The organism is Sphingopyxis microcysteis, from assembly GCF_012274265.1.
Lineage (GTDB): Bacteria > Pseudomonadota > Alphaproteobacteria > Sphingomonadales > Sphingomonadaceae > Sphingopyxis > Sphingopyxis microcysteis.
In genome coordinates this window covers 439975-454598 of record NZ_JAANYY010000003.1, presented here as the reverse complement: position 1 = coordinate 454598, position 14624 = coordinate 439975, and the positions used below count along the sequence as shown (strand labels likewise).

Annotated in this window: 14 protein-coding genes; 6 read left to right on the top strand and 8 right to left on the bottom strand. The window is 64.5% G+C overall.

Translation table 11 applies throughout. The annotated features are described in order from the left end of the window. The first annotated feature begins 7 nt into the window (after window positions 1–7). Both hisF and G9408_RS09970 read left to right on the top strand, forming a co-directional pair. Window positions 8–772 carry an imidazole glycerol phosphate synthase subunit HisF gene (hisF, locus tag G9408_RS09975; protein ID WP_168453850.1) on the top strand — a complete coding sequence of 255 codons (765 nt, stop codon included), beginning with the start codon at window positions 8–10 and terminating at the stop codon, window positions 770–772. Between the two features lie 135 nt (window positions 773–907). Continuing rightward, entirely contained in the window at window positions 908–2002 is a 1095-nt protein-coding gene (locus G9408_RS09970; RefSeq protein WP_120215208.1) for a calcium:proton antiporter, read from the top strand. Window positions 2003–2116: 114 nt separating this feature from the next. Here the strand turns inward: G9408_RS09970 and G9408_RS09965 are convergent, their stop codons facing one another. Beyond that, window positions 2117–3253, bottom strand: a complete 1137-nt coding sequence (locus G9408_RS09965; RefSeq protein WP_168453849.1) for a beta-ketoacyl-ACP synthase III — start codon at window positions 3251–3253, stop codon at window positions 2117–2119. Between the two features lie 188 nt (window positions 3254–3441). On the opposite strand from G9408_RS09965, the gene G9408_RS09960 reads away from it, so the two are divergent. Continuing rightward, window positions 3442–3993, top strand: coding sequence for a hypothetical protein (locus G9408_RS09960; protein WP_168453848.1), 552 nt, complete (start codon window positions 3442–3444; stop codon window positions 3991–3993). Between the two features lie 194 nt (window positions 3994–4187). Here G9408_RS09960 and G9408_RS09955 read toward each other — a convergent pair whose 3' ends face one another. After that, on the bottom strand, window positions 4188–4958 hold the full coding sequence (locus tag G9408_RS09955; protein ID WP_120215211.1) for a sulfite exporter TauE/SafE family protein: 771 nt from the start codon (window positions 4956–4958) through the stop codon (window positions 4188–4190). A gap of 124 nt (window positions 4959–5082) precedes the next feature. Then, on the bottom strand, window positions 5083–6009 hold the full coding sequence (locus G9408_RS09950; RefSeq protein WP_168453847.1) for a LysR substrate-binding domain-containing protein: 927 nt from the start codon (window positions 6007–6009) through the stop codon (window positions 5083–5085). Window positions 6010–6092: 83 nt separating this feature from the next. On the opposite strand from G9408_RS09950, the gene G9408_RS09945 reads away from it, so the two are divergent. Further along, entirely contained in the window at window positions 6093–6428 is a 336-nt protein-coding gene (locus G9408_RS09945) for a hypothetical protein (protein WP_120215213.1), read from the top strand. Window positions 6429–6544: 116 nt separating this feature from the next. Here G9408_RS09945 and trmB read toward each other — a convergent pair whose 3' ends face one another. From trmB to G9408_RS09920, 5 genes are all read right to left on the bottom strand, one after another. Next, complete coding sequence (gene trmB, locus G9408_RS09940) at window positions 6545–7258, bottom strand: tRNA (guanine(46)-N(7))-methyltransferase TrmB (RefSeq protein WP_168453846.1); 714 nt, start codon at window positions 7256–7258, stop codon at window positions 6545–6547. A 51-nt stretch (window positions 7259–7309) separates the two neighbouring features. After that, window positions 7310–8530 carry a methionine adenosyltransferase gene (metK, locus tag G9408_RS09935; protein ID WP_168453845.1) on the bottom strand — a complete coding sequence of 407 codons (1221 nt, stop codon included), beginning with the start codon at window positions 8528–8530 and terminating at the stop codon, window positions 7310–7312. 51 nt (window positions 8531–8581) lie between these two features. After that, a complete protein-coding gene (gene lnt / locus G9408_RS09930) occupies window positions 8582–10270 on the bottom strand; it encodes an apolipoprotein N-acyltransferase (protein ID WP_408021869.1) in 1689 nt (562 codons plus the stop codon). 488 nt (window positions 10271–10758) lie between these two features. Then, on the bottom strand, window positions 10759–11169 hold the full coding sequence (locus G9408_RS09925; RefSeq protein WP_235957667.1) for a DUF2141 domain-containing protein: 411 nt from the start codon (window positions 11167–11169) through the stop codon (window positions 10759–10761). Continuing rightward, window positions 11114–11866, bottom strand: coding sequence for a sterol desaturase family protein (locus tag G9408_RS09920; RefSeq protein WP_168453843.1), 753 nt, complete (start codon window positions 11864–11866; stop codon window positions 11114–11116). Before G9408_RS09920 ends, G9408_RS09925 begins: the two co-directional genes overlap by 56 nt. A gap of 45 nt (window positions 11867–11911) precedes the next feature. Here G9408_RS09920 and crtY point away from each other — a divergent pair, with 45 nt between their 5' ends. Beyond that, a complete protein-coding gene (gene crtY, locus G9408_RS09915) occupies window positions 11912–13069 on the top strand; it encodes a lycopene beta-cyclase CrtY (RefSeq protein ID WP_168453842.1) in 1158 nt (385 codons plus the stop codon). Next, entirely contained in the window at window positions 13066–14550 is a 1485-nt protein-coding gene (locus G9408_RS09910; RefSeq protein ID WP_168453841.1) for a phytoene desaturase, read from the top strand. The genes crtY and G9408_RS09910 overlap by 4 nt, the downstream gene beginning before the upstream one ends. Window positions 14551–14624: the final 74 nt, after the last annotated feature.

Below are 14624 nucleotides of genomic sequence, written 5' to 3'. Positions count from 1 at the left end.
TTGGTTCATGACTGTCCGCGTCCGCGTCATCCCCTGCCTCGACGTCGCCGACGGGCGCGTCGTCAAGGGCGTCAATTTTGTCGACCTGCGCGATGCCGGCGACCCGGTCGAGGCCGCGCGCGCGTATGACGCGGCGGGCGCCGACGAGCTTTGCTTTCTCGACATTTCGGCCAGCCACCAAGGCCGCGGTACCCTGCTCGACATGGTCAGCCGTACCGCCGAGGTCTGCTTCATGCCACTCACCGTCGGCGGCGGGGTGCGCAGCGCCGACGACGCCCGCACGCTGCTGCTCGCGGGCGCCGACAAGGTCGCGGTGAACAGTGCGGCGGTCGCGCGCCCCGAACTCGTCGCCGACATCGCCGATCGCTTCGGCAGCCAGTGCGCGGTCGGCAGCATCGACGCGCGGCGGGTCGCGGAAGGCCGTTGGGAAATTTTCACGCATGGCGGGCGGAAGCCGACCGGGATCGACGCGCTCGAGCATGCCGTCCGCCTCGCTAGCCTCGGTGCGGGCGAGCTGCTCGTCACCTCGATGGACCGCGACGGCACCAAGGACGGCTACGACCTCGCGCTCACCCGCGCGATCGCCGATGCGGTCGGCGTGCCGGTGATTGCGTCGGGCGGGGTCGGCAACCTCGACCATCTGGTCGCCGGTGTTATCGAGGGCGGCGCGAGCGCGGTGCTCGCCGCGAGCATCTTCCACTTCGGCGAAGCGACGATCGCCGAGGCGCATGCGCGCCTCGCCGCCGCGGGACTGCCGGTGCGGTCGCACTGACGCACGTCTAAACCATAGCCCTGAGCCTGTCGAAGGGCGTTTCTCGGAGAGGCGCCCTTCGACAGGCTCAGGGCTACGGCGACTATTCGGCCAATCAAGGGTGGTCAGGCGCCTACCCTGCTGCAATAAAAGCCCATGACCTCCAAACTCCGCCTCGCCGACCGCACCAACGATCTCTTCCCGATCCTCGGCTTCATCGCCGCGATGGCGAGCCTCGCGATGCCGCTCAACGCGTGGATGGTGGCGATCATCCTGATGGGCGCCGTCGTCGCGGCGGTCCACCATGCCGAGGTTATCGCACACCGCGTCGGCGAGCCCTTCGGCACCCTCATCCTCGCGCTCGCGGTGACGGTGATCGAGGTCGGGCTGATCCTGACGCTGATGCAGGCCGAACCCGAAAAGGCGCAGACGCTGGCGCGCGACACGGTGTTCGCGGCGGTGATGGTGATCATCAATCTGCTGATGGGTCTCTGTCTTTTGAGCGGTGCGATTCGTCATCACGAGCAGCGGTTCCAGCGTACCGGCATCGGCGCCGCGCTCGCGACGCTGACCGTGCTCACCGTCGTCACGCTGGTGCTGCCGAACTTCACCTCCAGCATTCCCGGCCCCTTCTATTCCGCGACCCAGCTCGGCTTCGTCGCGGTGGTGTCGTTGATCCTCTACGGCACCTTCGCGTTGGTCCAGACCGTCCGCCACCGCGACTATTTTCTGCCCGATGCGGATATCGACATCGACGGCGACGGCGTGCCCGACACGCATGCCGAACCGCCGAGTTTGCAGCGCACGGCGATCTCCGGCGCATTGTTGCTTGCCAGCCTCGTTGCGGTGGTGCTGCTCGCCAAGAATCTGTCGCCGGTGATGGGCGCGCTGCTCGCCGATTGGGGCGCGCCGCCCGCGGTACTCGGCGTGCTGATCGCGGCGCTGATCCTCGCGCCCGAAGGCCTCGCTGCGGTGCGCGCCGCCAAGGCCGACCGGCTCCAGACGAGCCTCAACCTTGCATTGGGGTCGGCGCTTGCGACGATCGGGCTCACAATCCCCGCGGTCGCGGTGCTGTCGATCATCACTGACCTGCCGATCAGCCTCGGCCTTGACGCCAAATCGACCGTGCTGTTGTTCCTGTCGCTGATCGTCGCGTCACAGACGCTGGCGAACGGTCGCACCACCGTGCTGCAGGGTGTGATCCACCTGATGCTGTTCGCGATCTACTTGTTCACGACATTTGTGCCGTAGAACGGGCCTTCTCGTCATTGCGAGCGAAGCGAAGCAATCCAGGGCGGCTTACGCCACTCTGGATTGCCGCGCGGCTTCGCCGCTCGCAATGACGAGTGAAGGGCTACTCACGCCTCAAGTCTTGCGAACGAACACCGTCCCCGCACTATACCCCGCGCCGAACGAACAGATCAGCCCCGTGTCGCCCGCGACCATGTCTTCATGGTTGAGGTGGAAAGCGATGATCGACCCCGCGCTCGATGTATTGCCATAGGTGTCGAGTACCGTCGGGCTCTCGTCCTCGCTCGCTTCATGTCCCAGCACCCGCTGTGCGATCAGCCGGTTCATGTTGGTGTTTGCCTGATGCAGCCACAGGCGGCGCATGTCGCCGCCTTCCAGCCCCAGCACCTCCATCTGCTCGACGATCATGTTCGCGACCATCGGCACGACTTCCTTGAACACCTTGCGGCCTTCCTGGACGAACAGTTTGTCGGACTTCGGCCCGGACTGGTCGATCCCGCCGTGGCCGCGGTTGAGGAAACCAAAGTTGTTGCGGATGTTGTTGCTGAACTGAGTTTTGAGCTTGGTGCCGAGGATGTCCCAATGCTCCACGGGCGCGATCGCCTTGTCTTCGACCAGAATCGCGGTCGCGACATCGCCAAAGATGAAATGGCTGTCGCGGTCGCGCCAGTTCAGATGCCCCGAACAGATTTCGGGGTTCACGACGAGCACGCTACGGGCGTGGCCCGCGCGGATATAGTCGGCGGCGGTCTGGATTCCGAAGGTCGCCGACGAACAGGCGACATTCATGTCGAACCCGAAGCCGTCGATGCCGAGCGCGTCCTGAATCTCGACCGCCATCGCCGGATAGGCGCGCTGCATGTTCGACGCTGCGCACAGCACCGCATCGACGTCGCCCGCGTCACGCCCGGCGCGCGCGAGTGCATCCTTCGCCGCCGCGACGCCGATTTCGGCCAGGATCGAAAGTTCGTCGTTGCTGCGCTCGGCGATCCGCGGCGCCATGTGGCGGGGGTCGAGGATGCCGGCCTTGTCGACGACGAAGCGCGAACCGATGCCGCTTGCCTTCTCGATGAACTCGACGCTCGATTCGGTCAGTTCGGGCGCCTCGCCCGCTGCGATCGCCGACGCGTTTTCGCTATTGTGCAGCGCAACATATGCGTTAAAACTGGCGACAAGTTCTTCGTTGGAGATCGCTTCGGCGGGGGTGAACAGGCCGGTTGCGGAAATGACCGGCTGCGGTGCGTGCGACATGATGGTCCTGCGTGTTCTGTTTTGAATGCACGCTGATTAGGCCTGCTCGCGGCGCCGCGCAACGCCCCAACGCTTGCTGAACGGTCGCCGACATCATGGTTAACCTGCCACTAACCCTTTTCGTGGCAGATTGTCGGTTGCAGGCCTCCGGGGGGATGGCTCCCCGGGCGCCGTGCGGGAGCATGACCATGGCGACGCGTTCGGGACCGGCAGCCGGTGATCTGTCGATTGCGGAAATCAAGGAATTTGCAGGCTTCCCTGCGGCGACGCAGCGGTACATCCGCCGCTCGCTCGACATTGGGCTCGAACGCGAAGATGCGATCGCGCGCTGGTCGCGCGATATGGTCGAGGAAACCGCGATCCGCGTCCAAACGCGCGTCTATCAGCGGATCACCGACATTCGCGCCCATATCCCCGACGACAGCGGACTCGACGCGCTCGAAGGTTTCATGGCGCCGCTGGTCGCGGTGTCGGCGTTTGACCTCGGGCAGGACCGGCTGCCAGGCTTCGCCTCCTATCGCTTCCTTTACGAACGGCTGCTCGGCGCGCATGCGCGGCCCTGGCTGCCCGGCGCCTTCTGCGCCGCCGCCTCGCTGCCGCACTTGCATCCCGACAAGCGGCGATTGCTGCTCCAGTCGATCAGCGAAGCCGCCGCAACCGCCCCCGGCTGGTCGGCGCGCGAGCCGAGCTTTTACCCGGAGTGGGTCGAAAAGATCGACGAGACGAAGCCGGCGAATTGAGTGGTTGGCGGGCCAACGGGTAGCGAATGCCAAATCCTCCCTGTGGCGAAGCCATGGGGAGGGGGACCGTTCGCGAAGCGAATGGTGAAGGGGCCGCGTCGCCAGCGTCATCGCCCCTCCGTCAGCGCTTCGCGCTGCCACCTCCCCATCGCTGCGCGACAGGGAGGATCATCGTCCCGTAACCGACGGCTCTATCAAATCAAAGCCCGATACAGCCCGAAGGCGCTCGTCGCCGTCAACACCACCCCGACCATCACCAGCATCACCTTGGGCGAAAAGCGCTTGGCCATATAGGCGCCCAGCGGCGCTGCGGCGACGCCGCCGATGATCAGGCCCAATGTCGGGCCCAGGATTTCCTCGAACCCCAGATTGGCGATAAACGCGACCGATACCGCAACGGCCAGGAAAAACTCGACGCTGTTGACGGTGCCGACGATCTTGCGCGGTTCGCCGCCCTGGACCAGCAGGTTCGACGTCACGACCGGTCCCCAGCCGCCACCGCCCGCGGCGTCGAGAAAGCCGCCGACGACCGCCAGCGGGGCAACGACCTTCGGCTTCGAGATTTTCGGCGGGTAAAGCAGGCCGCGCACCAGCAGCCACACGCCGATCAGCACCAGATACCCAAGGACGAAAGGCTTCACGACATCGGCGTGCAGCGAGGTCAGGACATAGGCGCCCAGCACCCCGCCGATCACGCCCGGAATCAACAACCGCCAGAACAGCGGCCAGTCGATGTTGCGGTGGAACAAATGGCTCAGCCCCGACGCGCCGGTCGTGAAAATCTCGACGACATGGATGCGCGCGGACGCGGTCGCCGGGGGTACACCAAGGACTGCGACGAGTAGCGTGTTACAGATCACGCCGAACGCCATGCCCAGCGCGCCATCGACCAGCTGCGCGGCAAAGCCAATCAGGATGAAGGGCAGAAGGGCGGTAAAGTCGATCGTCGCAAAAAATTCGCTCATCAAATCATCCCAACCCTTTTAGTTGACAACCTGCTGCCGGGATTCGGCGCGCGATGCGAGTCCAATTTTTCTGCTGCCGATGAAGGGATTTGTTTGCGCGCCCAATGGAGCGGTCGGCGGCGGGTCAGCGGCTCAGGTCGTCGGGCAGATGATCGCGCGCATAGTCGATGAATGCCCGCAATTTTGGCATCACCTGCTTACGGCTGGGGTAATAGAGGAACAGCCCCGCGGTCGACACGGCACGTTCACCCAGCACGACCTCCAGTTCGCCGCGCTCGACATGCTCCTTGAGCACCGGTTCGGCGGTCATGCCCAGCGCGACGCCGCTGCGCACCGCCATGATCATCGCCGATTGCTCGTTGACGATCACCGGGCCGGTCACCGGCACTTCGGCTTCGCGATTGCCCTCCATGAACGACCAGGGCAGCAATCCCCCGCTCGCGAGCCGCAACCGGACGCAGCGGTGATGGCGCAGGTCAGCCGGATCGCGGGGACGGCCATGTCGCTCGAAATAGCTCGGAGCGCCAAAGACGGTGAAACGGAACGGCGACGTCAGCCGCACCGCGATCACATCGGCGTCGAGCGATTCGCCCATCCGCACCCCGGCATCGAAGCCCCCGGCGCTCAGGTCGCTCAGGCCGTCATCGCCGAAGATTTCCAGCTCGATTTCAGGGTACGCGTCACAAAAACCCGCCAGGATCGGCTCGAACATCGGCTGGATCGCGCCGCGCATCAGGTTGATGCGCAGCCGTCCGGCGGGCCGGTTGCCCAGGTTGCGGGCGGCTTCATAGGCCTCGGCTAGTCCCGAATAGGCGGGGGCGGCGCGCTCGAAAAACATCTCGCCCGCCTGCGTCAGCCCGACGCTGCGCGTCGTGCGCATAAACAAGGGCGCGCCGACACGCGCTTCCAGCCCCTTGATCGTCTGGCTGATCGCCGATGGGGATACCCCGAGATCGGAGGCGGCGGCGGAAAAGCTGCGCCTTGCCGCGACGCGCAGGAAAGCTTCGATCCCGTCGAGCGCCCCATGGGGGATTGTTAAATCCTGCTTCAAAGCACTTGCAGATTATAGAGGATTATCTATCTGCGCAACCGCGCCTAAAAAGGTTGCACAACAAAACGAAAGGAATCTCTCCCATGGCCTATCAGATCTCCTCTTTCCGCCGCTTTCCTGCCGCTTTCGCCATTGTCGCCGCCTCGGCGCTGGCGTTCACCGGCCTGATGGCAACCGCAACCCCCGCCTATGCCCAGTCGGGCGGTGACTATCGCTGCGCCGGCCTCGCCGAACAGGCCCATGTCGCCGCAACCGGCGTCGAAGGCGGCAAGCAGGCGAGCGCCAAGCGCTTCGTTTCGACCGGCAAGAAGCTGTGCGAAGCAGGCAATGAACGCGCCGCCGCCAAGCAGTTCCGCGCCGCGCTCAAGATTGCCGGCGTCGCCGAAGTCGAAACCGAAAGCCGCATGGCTTCGCGCTAAGACAGACTGACACCAATCTCCGGACCGTCCTCTCCCTCTCCCCGACGGTTCCACTAAACTGGGGCGGCACTCATAACGAGGCCGCCCCATTTGTATGTGCGTCGCGAATTTGGTGATCAGCGCCGCCGGTAACGGAAATACCAGACCTCGTGCCCCAGCCGCCGCGCCTTGGCTTCGTAGCGCGTCTCGGGCCAGCCGCCGGGGCGGTTCTGGAAATCCGATGCGTCCTTCGCCAGCCATTCGAACTGGTGGCGGTGGCGGCGCATGACCATCAGCGCATGTTGCAGATAGATCGGGTGATCGGTGCCGAACCGGAACTCGCCGCCGGGCTTCAGCTTGGCTGCGATCAGGTCGAGCGGGCCGTCATTCATCATCCGCCGCTTGGCATGGCGCGCCTTGGGCCAGGGATCGGGGTGGAGCAGATAGGCAAAGCTCAGCGCGCCGTCGGGGATGCGCTGCAGCACCTCCAGCGCGTCGCCATGGTGGATGCGGACATTGCCCAGCGGCAGTTTCGCGCCATGATCGCCGGCGACATGGACCAGCGCCTGCGCAACCCCGTTGATGAACGGTTCGGCGCCGATAAAGCCATGATCGAGCAGCATGTCGGCGCGCGCCGCCATATGCTCGCCGCCGCCGAAGCCGATTTCGAAATGCAGCGGACATGGCTGTCCGAACAGACGCTGCGCGGAAACTTCGCCAGCATCCGGCACCGCGATCTGCGGCAACAAAGTATCGACCAACTCCTGCTGCCCGGCGCGCAGCGGCTTGCCCTTCGATCGGCCATAAAGGCGGTTGATCGTCGTCGGATCGCCAGATTTATAAGCAGTCATGCGGCGCCCCTAGCCGCGCAACACGGGGGCGGCAAGCGCCCCCGATCGCGGTCAGGCGGCCAGCGCGGCCTTCAGCTTGTCGGTGAGGTCGGTGCGCTCCCACGGGAAGGCGTCGCCGTCGGCGGTACGGCCGAAATGACCATAGGCGGCGGTCTGCTTATAGATCGGCTTGTTGAGTCCCAGATGGGTACGGATACCCTTCGGGCTCAGGCGCACCAGCTGCGGGATCGCGGCTTCGATGCGGCCTTCCTCGACGGTGCCGGTTCCGTGCAGGTCGACATAGATCGACAGCGGCTCGGCGACGCCGATCGCGTAGCTGAGCTGAATCGTGCAGCGGCGCGCGAGGCCCGCGGCGACGATATTCTTGGCGAGGTAACGGGTGATATAGGCCGCCGAACGGTCGACCTTGGTCGGATCCTTGCCGCTGAACGCGCCGCCGCCGTGGGGAGATGCGCCGCCATAGGTGTCGACGATGATCTTGCGGCCGGTGAGGCCCGCGTCGCCGTCGGGGCCGCCGATTTCGAAGCGGCCGGTCGGATTGATGTGATAGACCGTGTTGGCGGTGAGCAGCTCAGCGGGCAGCACATCGGCGATCACGCCAAGCACATATTTGCGCAGTTCGATGTATCGCGCTTCGTCGCCTTCGCCGTTATGGAAGAAATAGCCGGGGACATGCTGCGTCGATACGACGATGGCTGTCGCCTCGACCGGGCGCTCGTTCGCGTAACGCAGTGTAACCTGGCTCTTCGCATCGGGTTCCAGGAAAGGCGCAACACCCGCCTTCCGGTCAGCAGCCATGCGCTCGAGGATCTTGTGGCTGTAGTCGAGCGTCGCGGGCATCAGGTCGGGGGTTTCGTCCGACGCGTAACCGAACATGATGCCCTGGTCGCCCGCGCCTTCATCCTTGTCGCCGCTTTCATCCACCCCCTGCGCGATATGCGCTGACTGGCCATGCAAATTATTCTCGAAACGGAAGGTCTGCCAGTGGAAGCCATCCTGCTCGTAGCCGATGTCCTTCACCGTTTTCCTGACGGTGGCTTCGATCTCTTCCAGCGCCCCCGGCGCCCATGCGCCATCTTCATAAACGCCCTTGCAACGGATTTCGCCGGCCAACACGACGAGTTGCGTCGTGGTCAGCGTTTCGCAAGCCACGCGCGCTTCGGGATCCTTCGACAGGAACAGGTCGACGATCGAATCGCTGATCTGATCGGCCACCTTGTCGGGATGTCCTTCGGACACGCTTTCGGAGGTGAAGAGGAAGCTGTTGCGCATCGGGGAGCCTTTTGGGGATTGAATATAAAGGAAGCTTTATGTGGCGTGCTGTTAGCGTCCGCGGCGGCGAAAGGCAATGGCCGCGGCAAGCAATAGCAGCGCAAATCCGACCGGCAGAATATTACCATAACGTGCGAACAGCGTTGGGGCATGGGCGGGCGGGATCGTCGTGTCGATCCGTCCCGCGGCGTGCATCGGCAGCGATTCGCGCACCCGACCGTCGGCGTCGATCACCGCGCTGATCCCGGTCGGGGTGGCGCGGATGACGGGGAGCCCCTCCTCGATCGCACGCAGCCGCGCCTGCGCCAGATGCTGCGGCGGACCCCAGCTGCCGAACCACGCGTCGTTCGACGGGTTGAAGATGAAATCGGGGCGGTGGTCGCGGTCGACGACCTGCCCCGAAAAGATGATCTCGTAACAGATTTGCAGCCCCGCGCGGCCGAAGGCGCCAAGGTCGAGGGTGCGCGGTCCCGGGCCGGGCCAGAAATCGATGTCGCCGGGGGCGAGGCGCGACAGGCCGATCGCCGACAGCACGGGACGCATCGGCAGATATTCGCCATAAGGCACCAGATGCGCCTTGTCGTACCGCGGCCCAAGGGTGCCGTCGGCACGGACGGTCATCACCGCATTGCGCGCGCCAACCACGTCGCCCTGTTGGTCGAGTTCGAGCTTGAGCGCGCCGAGCAGCATCACATCATCGGGGTTCATCAGCGCGGTCAGGCGCACGCGCGCCGCGGCGGGCGAGCGGTCGTAATAGACCGCGGGATAGCCCCATTCGAGATAGTCGGGCACCGCCGCTTCGGGCCACAGGATCAGGCGCGGGGTGTCGTCCTTTGGCGCAGTCAACCGCGCGAGTTTGGCAAAATTGGCGTCGGCCTTGGCACCGACCCATTTGTCGGCCTGCCCGACATTGGGCTGGACGACGGTGATGGGGATGCCTTCCTCCGCTCGCGGGGATCTGCCGAGTATAGCGGGAAAGAGAGTGGCGACGATGACTGGGAGGACAAAGAGGGCAAAGAATCCGAGGCCGATCCATGTCCCGGACTTCGGCCACGTCACGCGCGACAACGTCCCGACGTAAGCGATTGCATAGGTCGCCCAAACCGCCAGCAGGATCACGAATGCACCGAGTCCATATGTTCCGACGCTCGGCAGGAAGATGTTGGGAATAAGGGTGGGGCCGAGGACCGCCGCGAGCGGATTCCACGCAAAGCCGGTGAAGACCCAGCTGCGTAGCCATTCGGTCAGCGTCCACAGCGCGGAAAAGGCGAAGATGAAGGACAGCGTCGCCCCTGCGAAGGCGGGGGCCGCTGTCGGCGTTGGGCCTTCACTGCGGTGTAAACCGCCAGCGGCCCCCGCTTTCGCGGGAGCGACGAATTTGGTCATCGCCCAAGTCCCCCACGCCGCCAGCGCCGGATACGCCGCCAGATACAGCGCCAGCAGCACGACCGCGATCCACCCCAGCCATGCGGGCATCGCCGCCTGATAGGTGAAGGCGGTCGCGATCCAGTTCAGTCCGACGACAAAATGCCCGACCCCGAACGCCCAGCCGATCCCGAACGTCCGCCAGCCTTTGGTACTGCGCGCCACCAGTACCATCCAGACTGCGAGCGCGAGCAGGGTCAGCGGCCAGAGGTGGAGCGGCGCAAAACCCGTTGCCGAAACGGCGCCGAGCGCAAGGGCGACAAGCTTGGGCCAGCGGTCGGCGAAAGCGGCGATGCGGGGGAGGAGCGCGGTCACATGCGCTCCCATAGCGATGCGGCGAGGCCGCGACAATCGGGCGTGCATGGGTGGGCTTGTGCGAGGTGGCGACACGATGAAAAACGCTTTGGCCGGTTTTGACTGGAAGCTGACATTGCGTGCGCGTGTAGTTCCCCGTAATCTACGATTATGACTCAGAGCGCGTTTGAATGGGATCCAAGTCCACCCACCGTCAATGAGCGCATCATCTGTGGCGTATGGTTGACGGCATTTATAGTTGCCTTAGCAAATCGGTTTTTTGGGTGGCGGCTGTTTCAAGGCTTTGACAATTGGGTTCTTCTGGCCCTGCTCGTTGTCGCATTTTTCATCTTCGCCAGACTGCCTACAGTAAGGCGCAATGAGGGCATTCGACGACCTTTTGCATATTGGGTAACCATCGGCACTGGTGTGGTTGGTGCGCTAGTTTTGATATTAATTGGCCCTCAGCATTGAAGTTCGCTCTCCACCCCAAAATGGACGCCGCCGCATTACAGCATATATTTCATCTTGATCGTCTGCCGCGTGTCGCCGGTCACCGCAAAGCTGGCCGAATTGAACTTGGGCGCGCCCATGCCGATCGCGGGATTGCGTGAAAAGCCGAAGCCTTCCTTGGGCAGGAACAGCGCCATATCCATTTTGTTGTTGCTGTTCTCGTCGTGGACGACGGCGATCGCATAGGTGCCGTTGGCGGGCGCGGCGACCTTGAAATGACCGGCATTCGCGGCCTTCACCGCCATGCGCACCGACGCCTTGTCCTTGCTGCAATCGGGGAAAGCCTTGGGATTGGCGGTCAGGCAGACCAGCAATTGCCCCTTGGTGTTGCGCAGACCACTGACGCTGACCTCAACGCTGGGCGTTGACGGCGGCGCGGCGGCGGTGAGCAGCGGCAAAATCGCCAAGCCCAATATCGGTGCCGCAAAGCTTGTCCCAGAAGCGAAAGTAAAGGCCATAGTTCCCCCGGTAAGCGGCGTGATGCTGCTCGTGATGCGTCGCCGTTATCAGCCACCGCCCGACTGGTCCATGAACGAGCGCGCGCGGAAACATTTCCCACCCCATATGATTGCCGACCCCCATCACGGTCATGATCGTCAGCACCAGTCCCAGCACCGCGACATGGATCGGGATCAGGAACACCAGCGCTGGGATGACCACCGCCCCGGTGATCGCTTCGATCGGGTGAAAGCTCATCGCCGCCCATGCGGTCGGCGGGCGGCTGTCGTGGTGGATGGCGTGGGCGATGCGGAACAGCGCGGGCCGGTGCATCCAGCGGTGCGTCCAGTAAAACCATGTGTCGTGGAGCAGCAGATAGGCGAGCAGGCTGACCGGCAGATACCAGAGCGGAAAGGTGTCGACGTCTGTGTAGATGCGCGTCCAGCCATGCGTCTGCCACCCCCAGGCGACGATGCCCGCCGGGATCCCGTAAATCGCGGCGCTGGCCAGACTCCAGCCCACTTCGCGCCGCATCTGTGGTTCCAGACCGCGATAGAGACCGGGATGTTTGAGCCGCGTCGCCAGCGCGAATCCGCCGCTGCTGAGCAGATAGCGGACGCCGACGATCGCCGTCATTGCCAATGCCGAGAAAATGATCGCCGCCATGCGACTCCTCTAGCGGGCCGCGCGCGTGGGGGCTAGGGCGAGGCAATGATCGCGCCCGAACCCGATTTTTGCGACATCGCTATCGTCGGCGGAGGATTGGCCGGCGGGCTTGCGGCGCTGGCGCTCGCGGCGAAACGACCGAAGCTCGACGTGCGGCTGATCGAACCCGATGCGATCGGCGGCAACCACATCTGGTCTTTCTTCGACAGCGACATTGCCAAGCGCGACCGCTGGCTCGTCGCGCCGCTCGTCCGCTATCATTGGGACCGTTATGATGTCGCCTTTCCGGAACGCGAGCGCCGGGTCCGCATGGGCTACAAAAGCATCACTGGCGAAGCGCTCGCCGAAGCGGTCACCGCGGCGCTGCCCGCGGGGCGGATCATTGCCAATAAGGCGAAACATGTCGCGCCCGACCATGTGCTGCTCGCGCGCGGCGGGCGATTGTCGGCCAAGCACGTCATCGACGCGCGCGGCACCGGCAAGACATCGATGCTCGATTGCGGCTGGCAGAAATTCGTCGGGCAGGCACTGACCGTCGAGGGCGGACATGGCATTGATCGGCCGGTGGTGATGGACGCAACCGTCGAGCAGCTCGACGGCTATCGCTTTGTCTATCTGCTCCCCTTCGATGCCGAGACGATCTTTGTCGAGGACACTTATTACAGCAATGACGCCGATCTGGACGTCGCCGCGGTGCGGGGCCGCATCGCAGCCTATGCCGCGCTTCGCCAATGGAATGTTACCGCGGTGACGCGCGAGGAGACCGGCGTCCTGCCCGTCGTCGTGGCAGGCGATTTCGACCGCTTGTGGCCGCCGATCGACCGGGTCGGGCGGATCGGCGCGCGCGCCGGGGTATTTCACGCGATGACCGGCTATTCGCTCCCCGATGCGGTGCGGACGGCGGCAGCGCTGCCCGCGCTCGTCGACCGCGGCGACCTCGGTCCCCGCCTCCGTGCCCGCGCCGCAGCGTCCTGGCGCCGCCAGCGTTACTACCGCATGCTCGGTGCGATGCTGTTCCGCGCTGCCGAACCGGACGAACGCTACCGGATATTCCAGCGCTTCTACGGCCTCGCGCCCGGCCTGATCGCCCGCTTCTACGCGGGCCGATCGAACGCCGCCGACAAGTTGCGCATCCTGGCGGGGAAGCCGCCCGTATCTGTACGCCGCGCGCTTGCGGCGCTGTCAAAACTGGACTGGAAATGACCCGCACCGCTATCGTCATTGGCGCCGGCTTCGGCGGCCTCGCACTCGCCATCCGGCTGCAATCGGCGGGGGTGGCGACGACGATCGTCGAGGCGCGCGACAAGGCGGGCGGGCGCGGCTATCACTGGCAGCGGCAGGGTTTTACGTTCGACGCCGGGCCGACGGTGATCACCGACCCGCCGTGCCTGCGGGAACTATGGGCGCTCAGCGGACAGGACATGGCCGCCGACGTGACGCTCGACCCGGTGATGCCCTTCTACCGGCTGAACTGGCCCGACGGGACGAATTTCGACTATTCGAACGACGAGGTGGCGCTGAACGCCGAAATCGCCAAGCTCAATCCCGCCGATGTCGCAGGCTATGAGAAATTCCTGACCTATTCGAAGGGGGTGTATGAGGAAGGCTATGTCAAGCTCGGCTCGGCGGCCTTTCTCGACTTCGCCTCGATGATCAAGGCAGCGCCGGCGCTGATGAAATATCAGGCGTGGCGCAGCGTCTATTCGATCGTCTCCTCCTATGTGCAGGACGAGCGGCTGCGGCAGGCGCTGTCGTTTCACACGCTGCTGGTCGGCGGCAATCCGATGAGCACCAGCTCGATCTATGCGCTCATTCATACGATCGAAAAGGATGGCGGGGTGTGGTTCGCACGTGGCGGTACCAACCGGCTGGTCGCGGGCATGGTCGCTTTGTTCGAGCGGCTGGGCGGCACGATCCGCCTTGCCGATCCGGTGACGAAGATCGAGACGCAGGGCGACCGCGCGACCGCGGTCGAGACCGCGAGCGGCTGGCGCGGCGAGGCCGACATGATCGCGTCGAACGGCGACATGATGCACAATTATGCGGCGCTGCTCGGCGACCATCCGCGCGGGCGAAAGGCGGCGAAGGCGCTGGCGCGCAAACGCTGGTCGCCGTCGCTGTTCGTCGTCCATTTCGGGGTGAAGGGCGAATATCCCGACATCGCGCATCACAGCATCCTGTTCGGGCCGCGCTACAAGGGGCTGCTCGACGACATCTACAAGAATGGCGTCGTGCCAGACGACTTCTCGCTCTACCTCCACCACCCGACCGCGACCGACAAGGCGATGGCGCCCGAGGGCTATTCGACCTTCTATGCGCTCGCGCCGGTCGCGCATCTCGGCAAGACGAAGGTCGACTGGGACGGTGCGTTCGGGCAGCAGTTCGCCGATGCGATATTGGAGGAAGTCGAGGCCAGAGTTCTGCCGGGGCTGAAGGCCAATCTCGCGACCAGCTTCCATTACACCCCCGCCGATTTCGGCCGCGATCTGTCGGCGCATCTTGGCAGCGCGTTCAGTCTCGAGCCGGTGCTGTGGCAGAGCGCCTATTTCCGCGCGCACAACCGCGATGATGTGATTTCGAACCTCTATTTCGTCGGCGCGGGGACGCATCCAGGCGCGGGGATTCCCGGCGTGGTCGGGAGCGCCAAGGCGACCGCCAAGCTGATGCTCGAAGACGCAATTTAGTTTCCGTTCGTGTCGAGCGAAGTCGAGACACCCATCGGTCCGGAAATGACGTGGGGTGTCTCGACTTCGCTCGA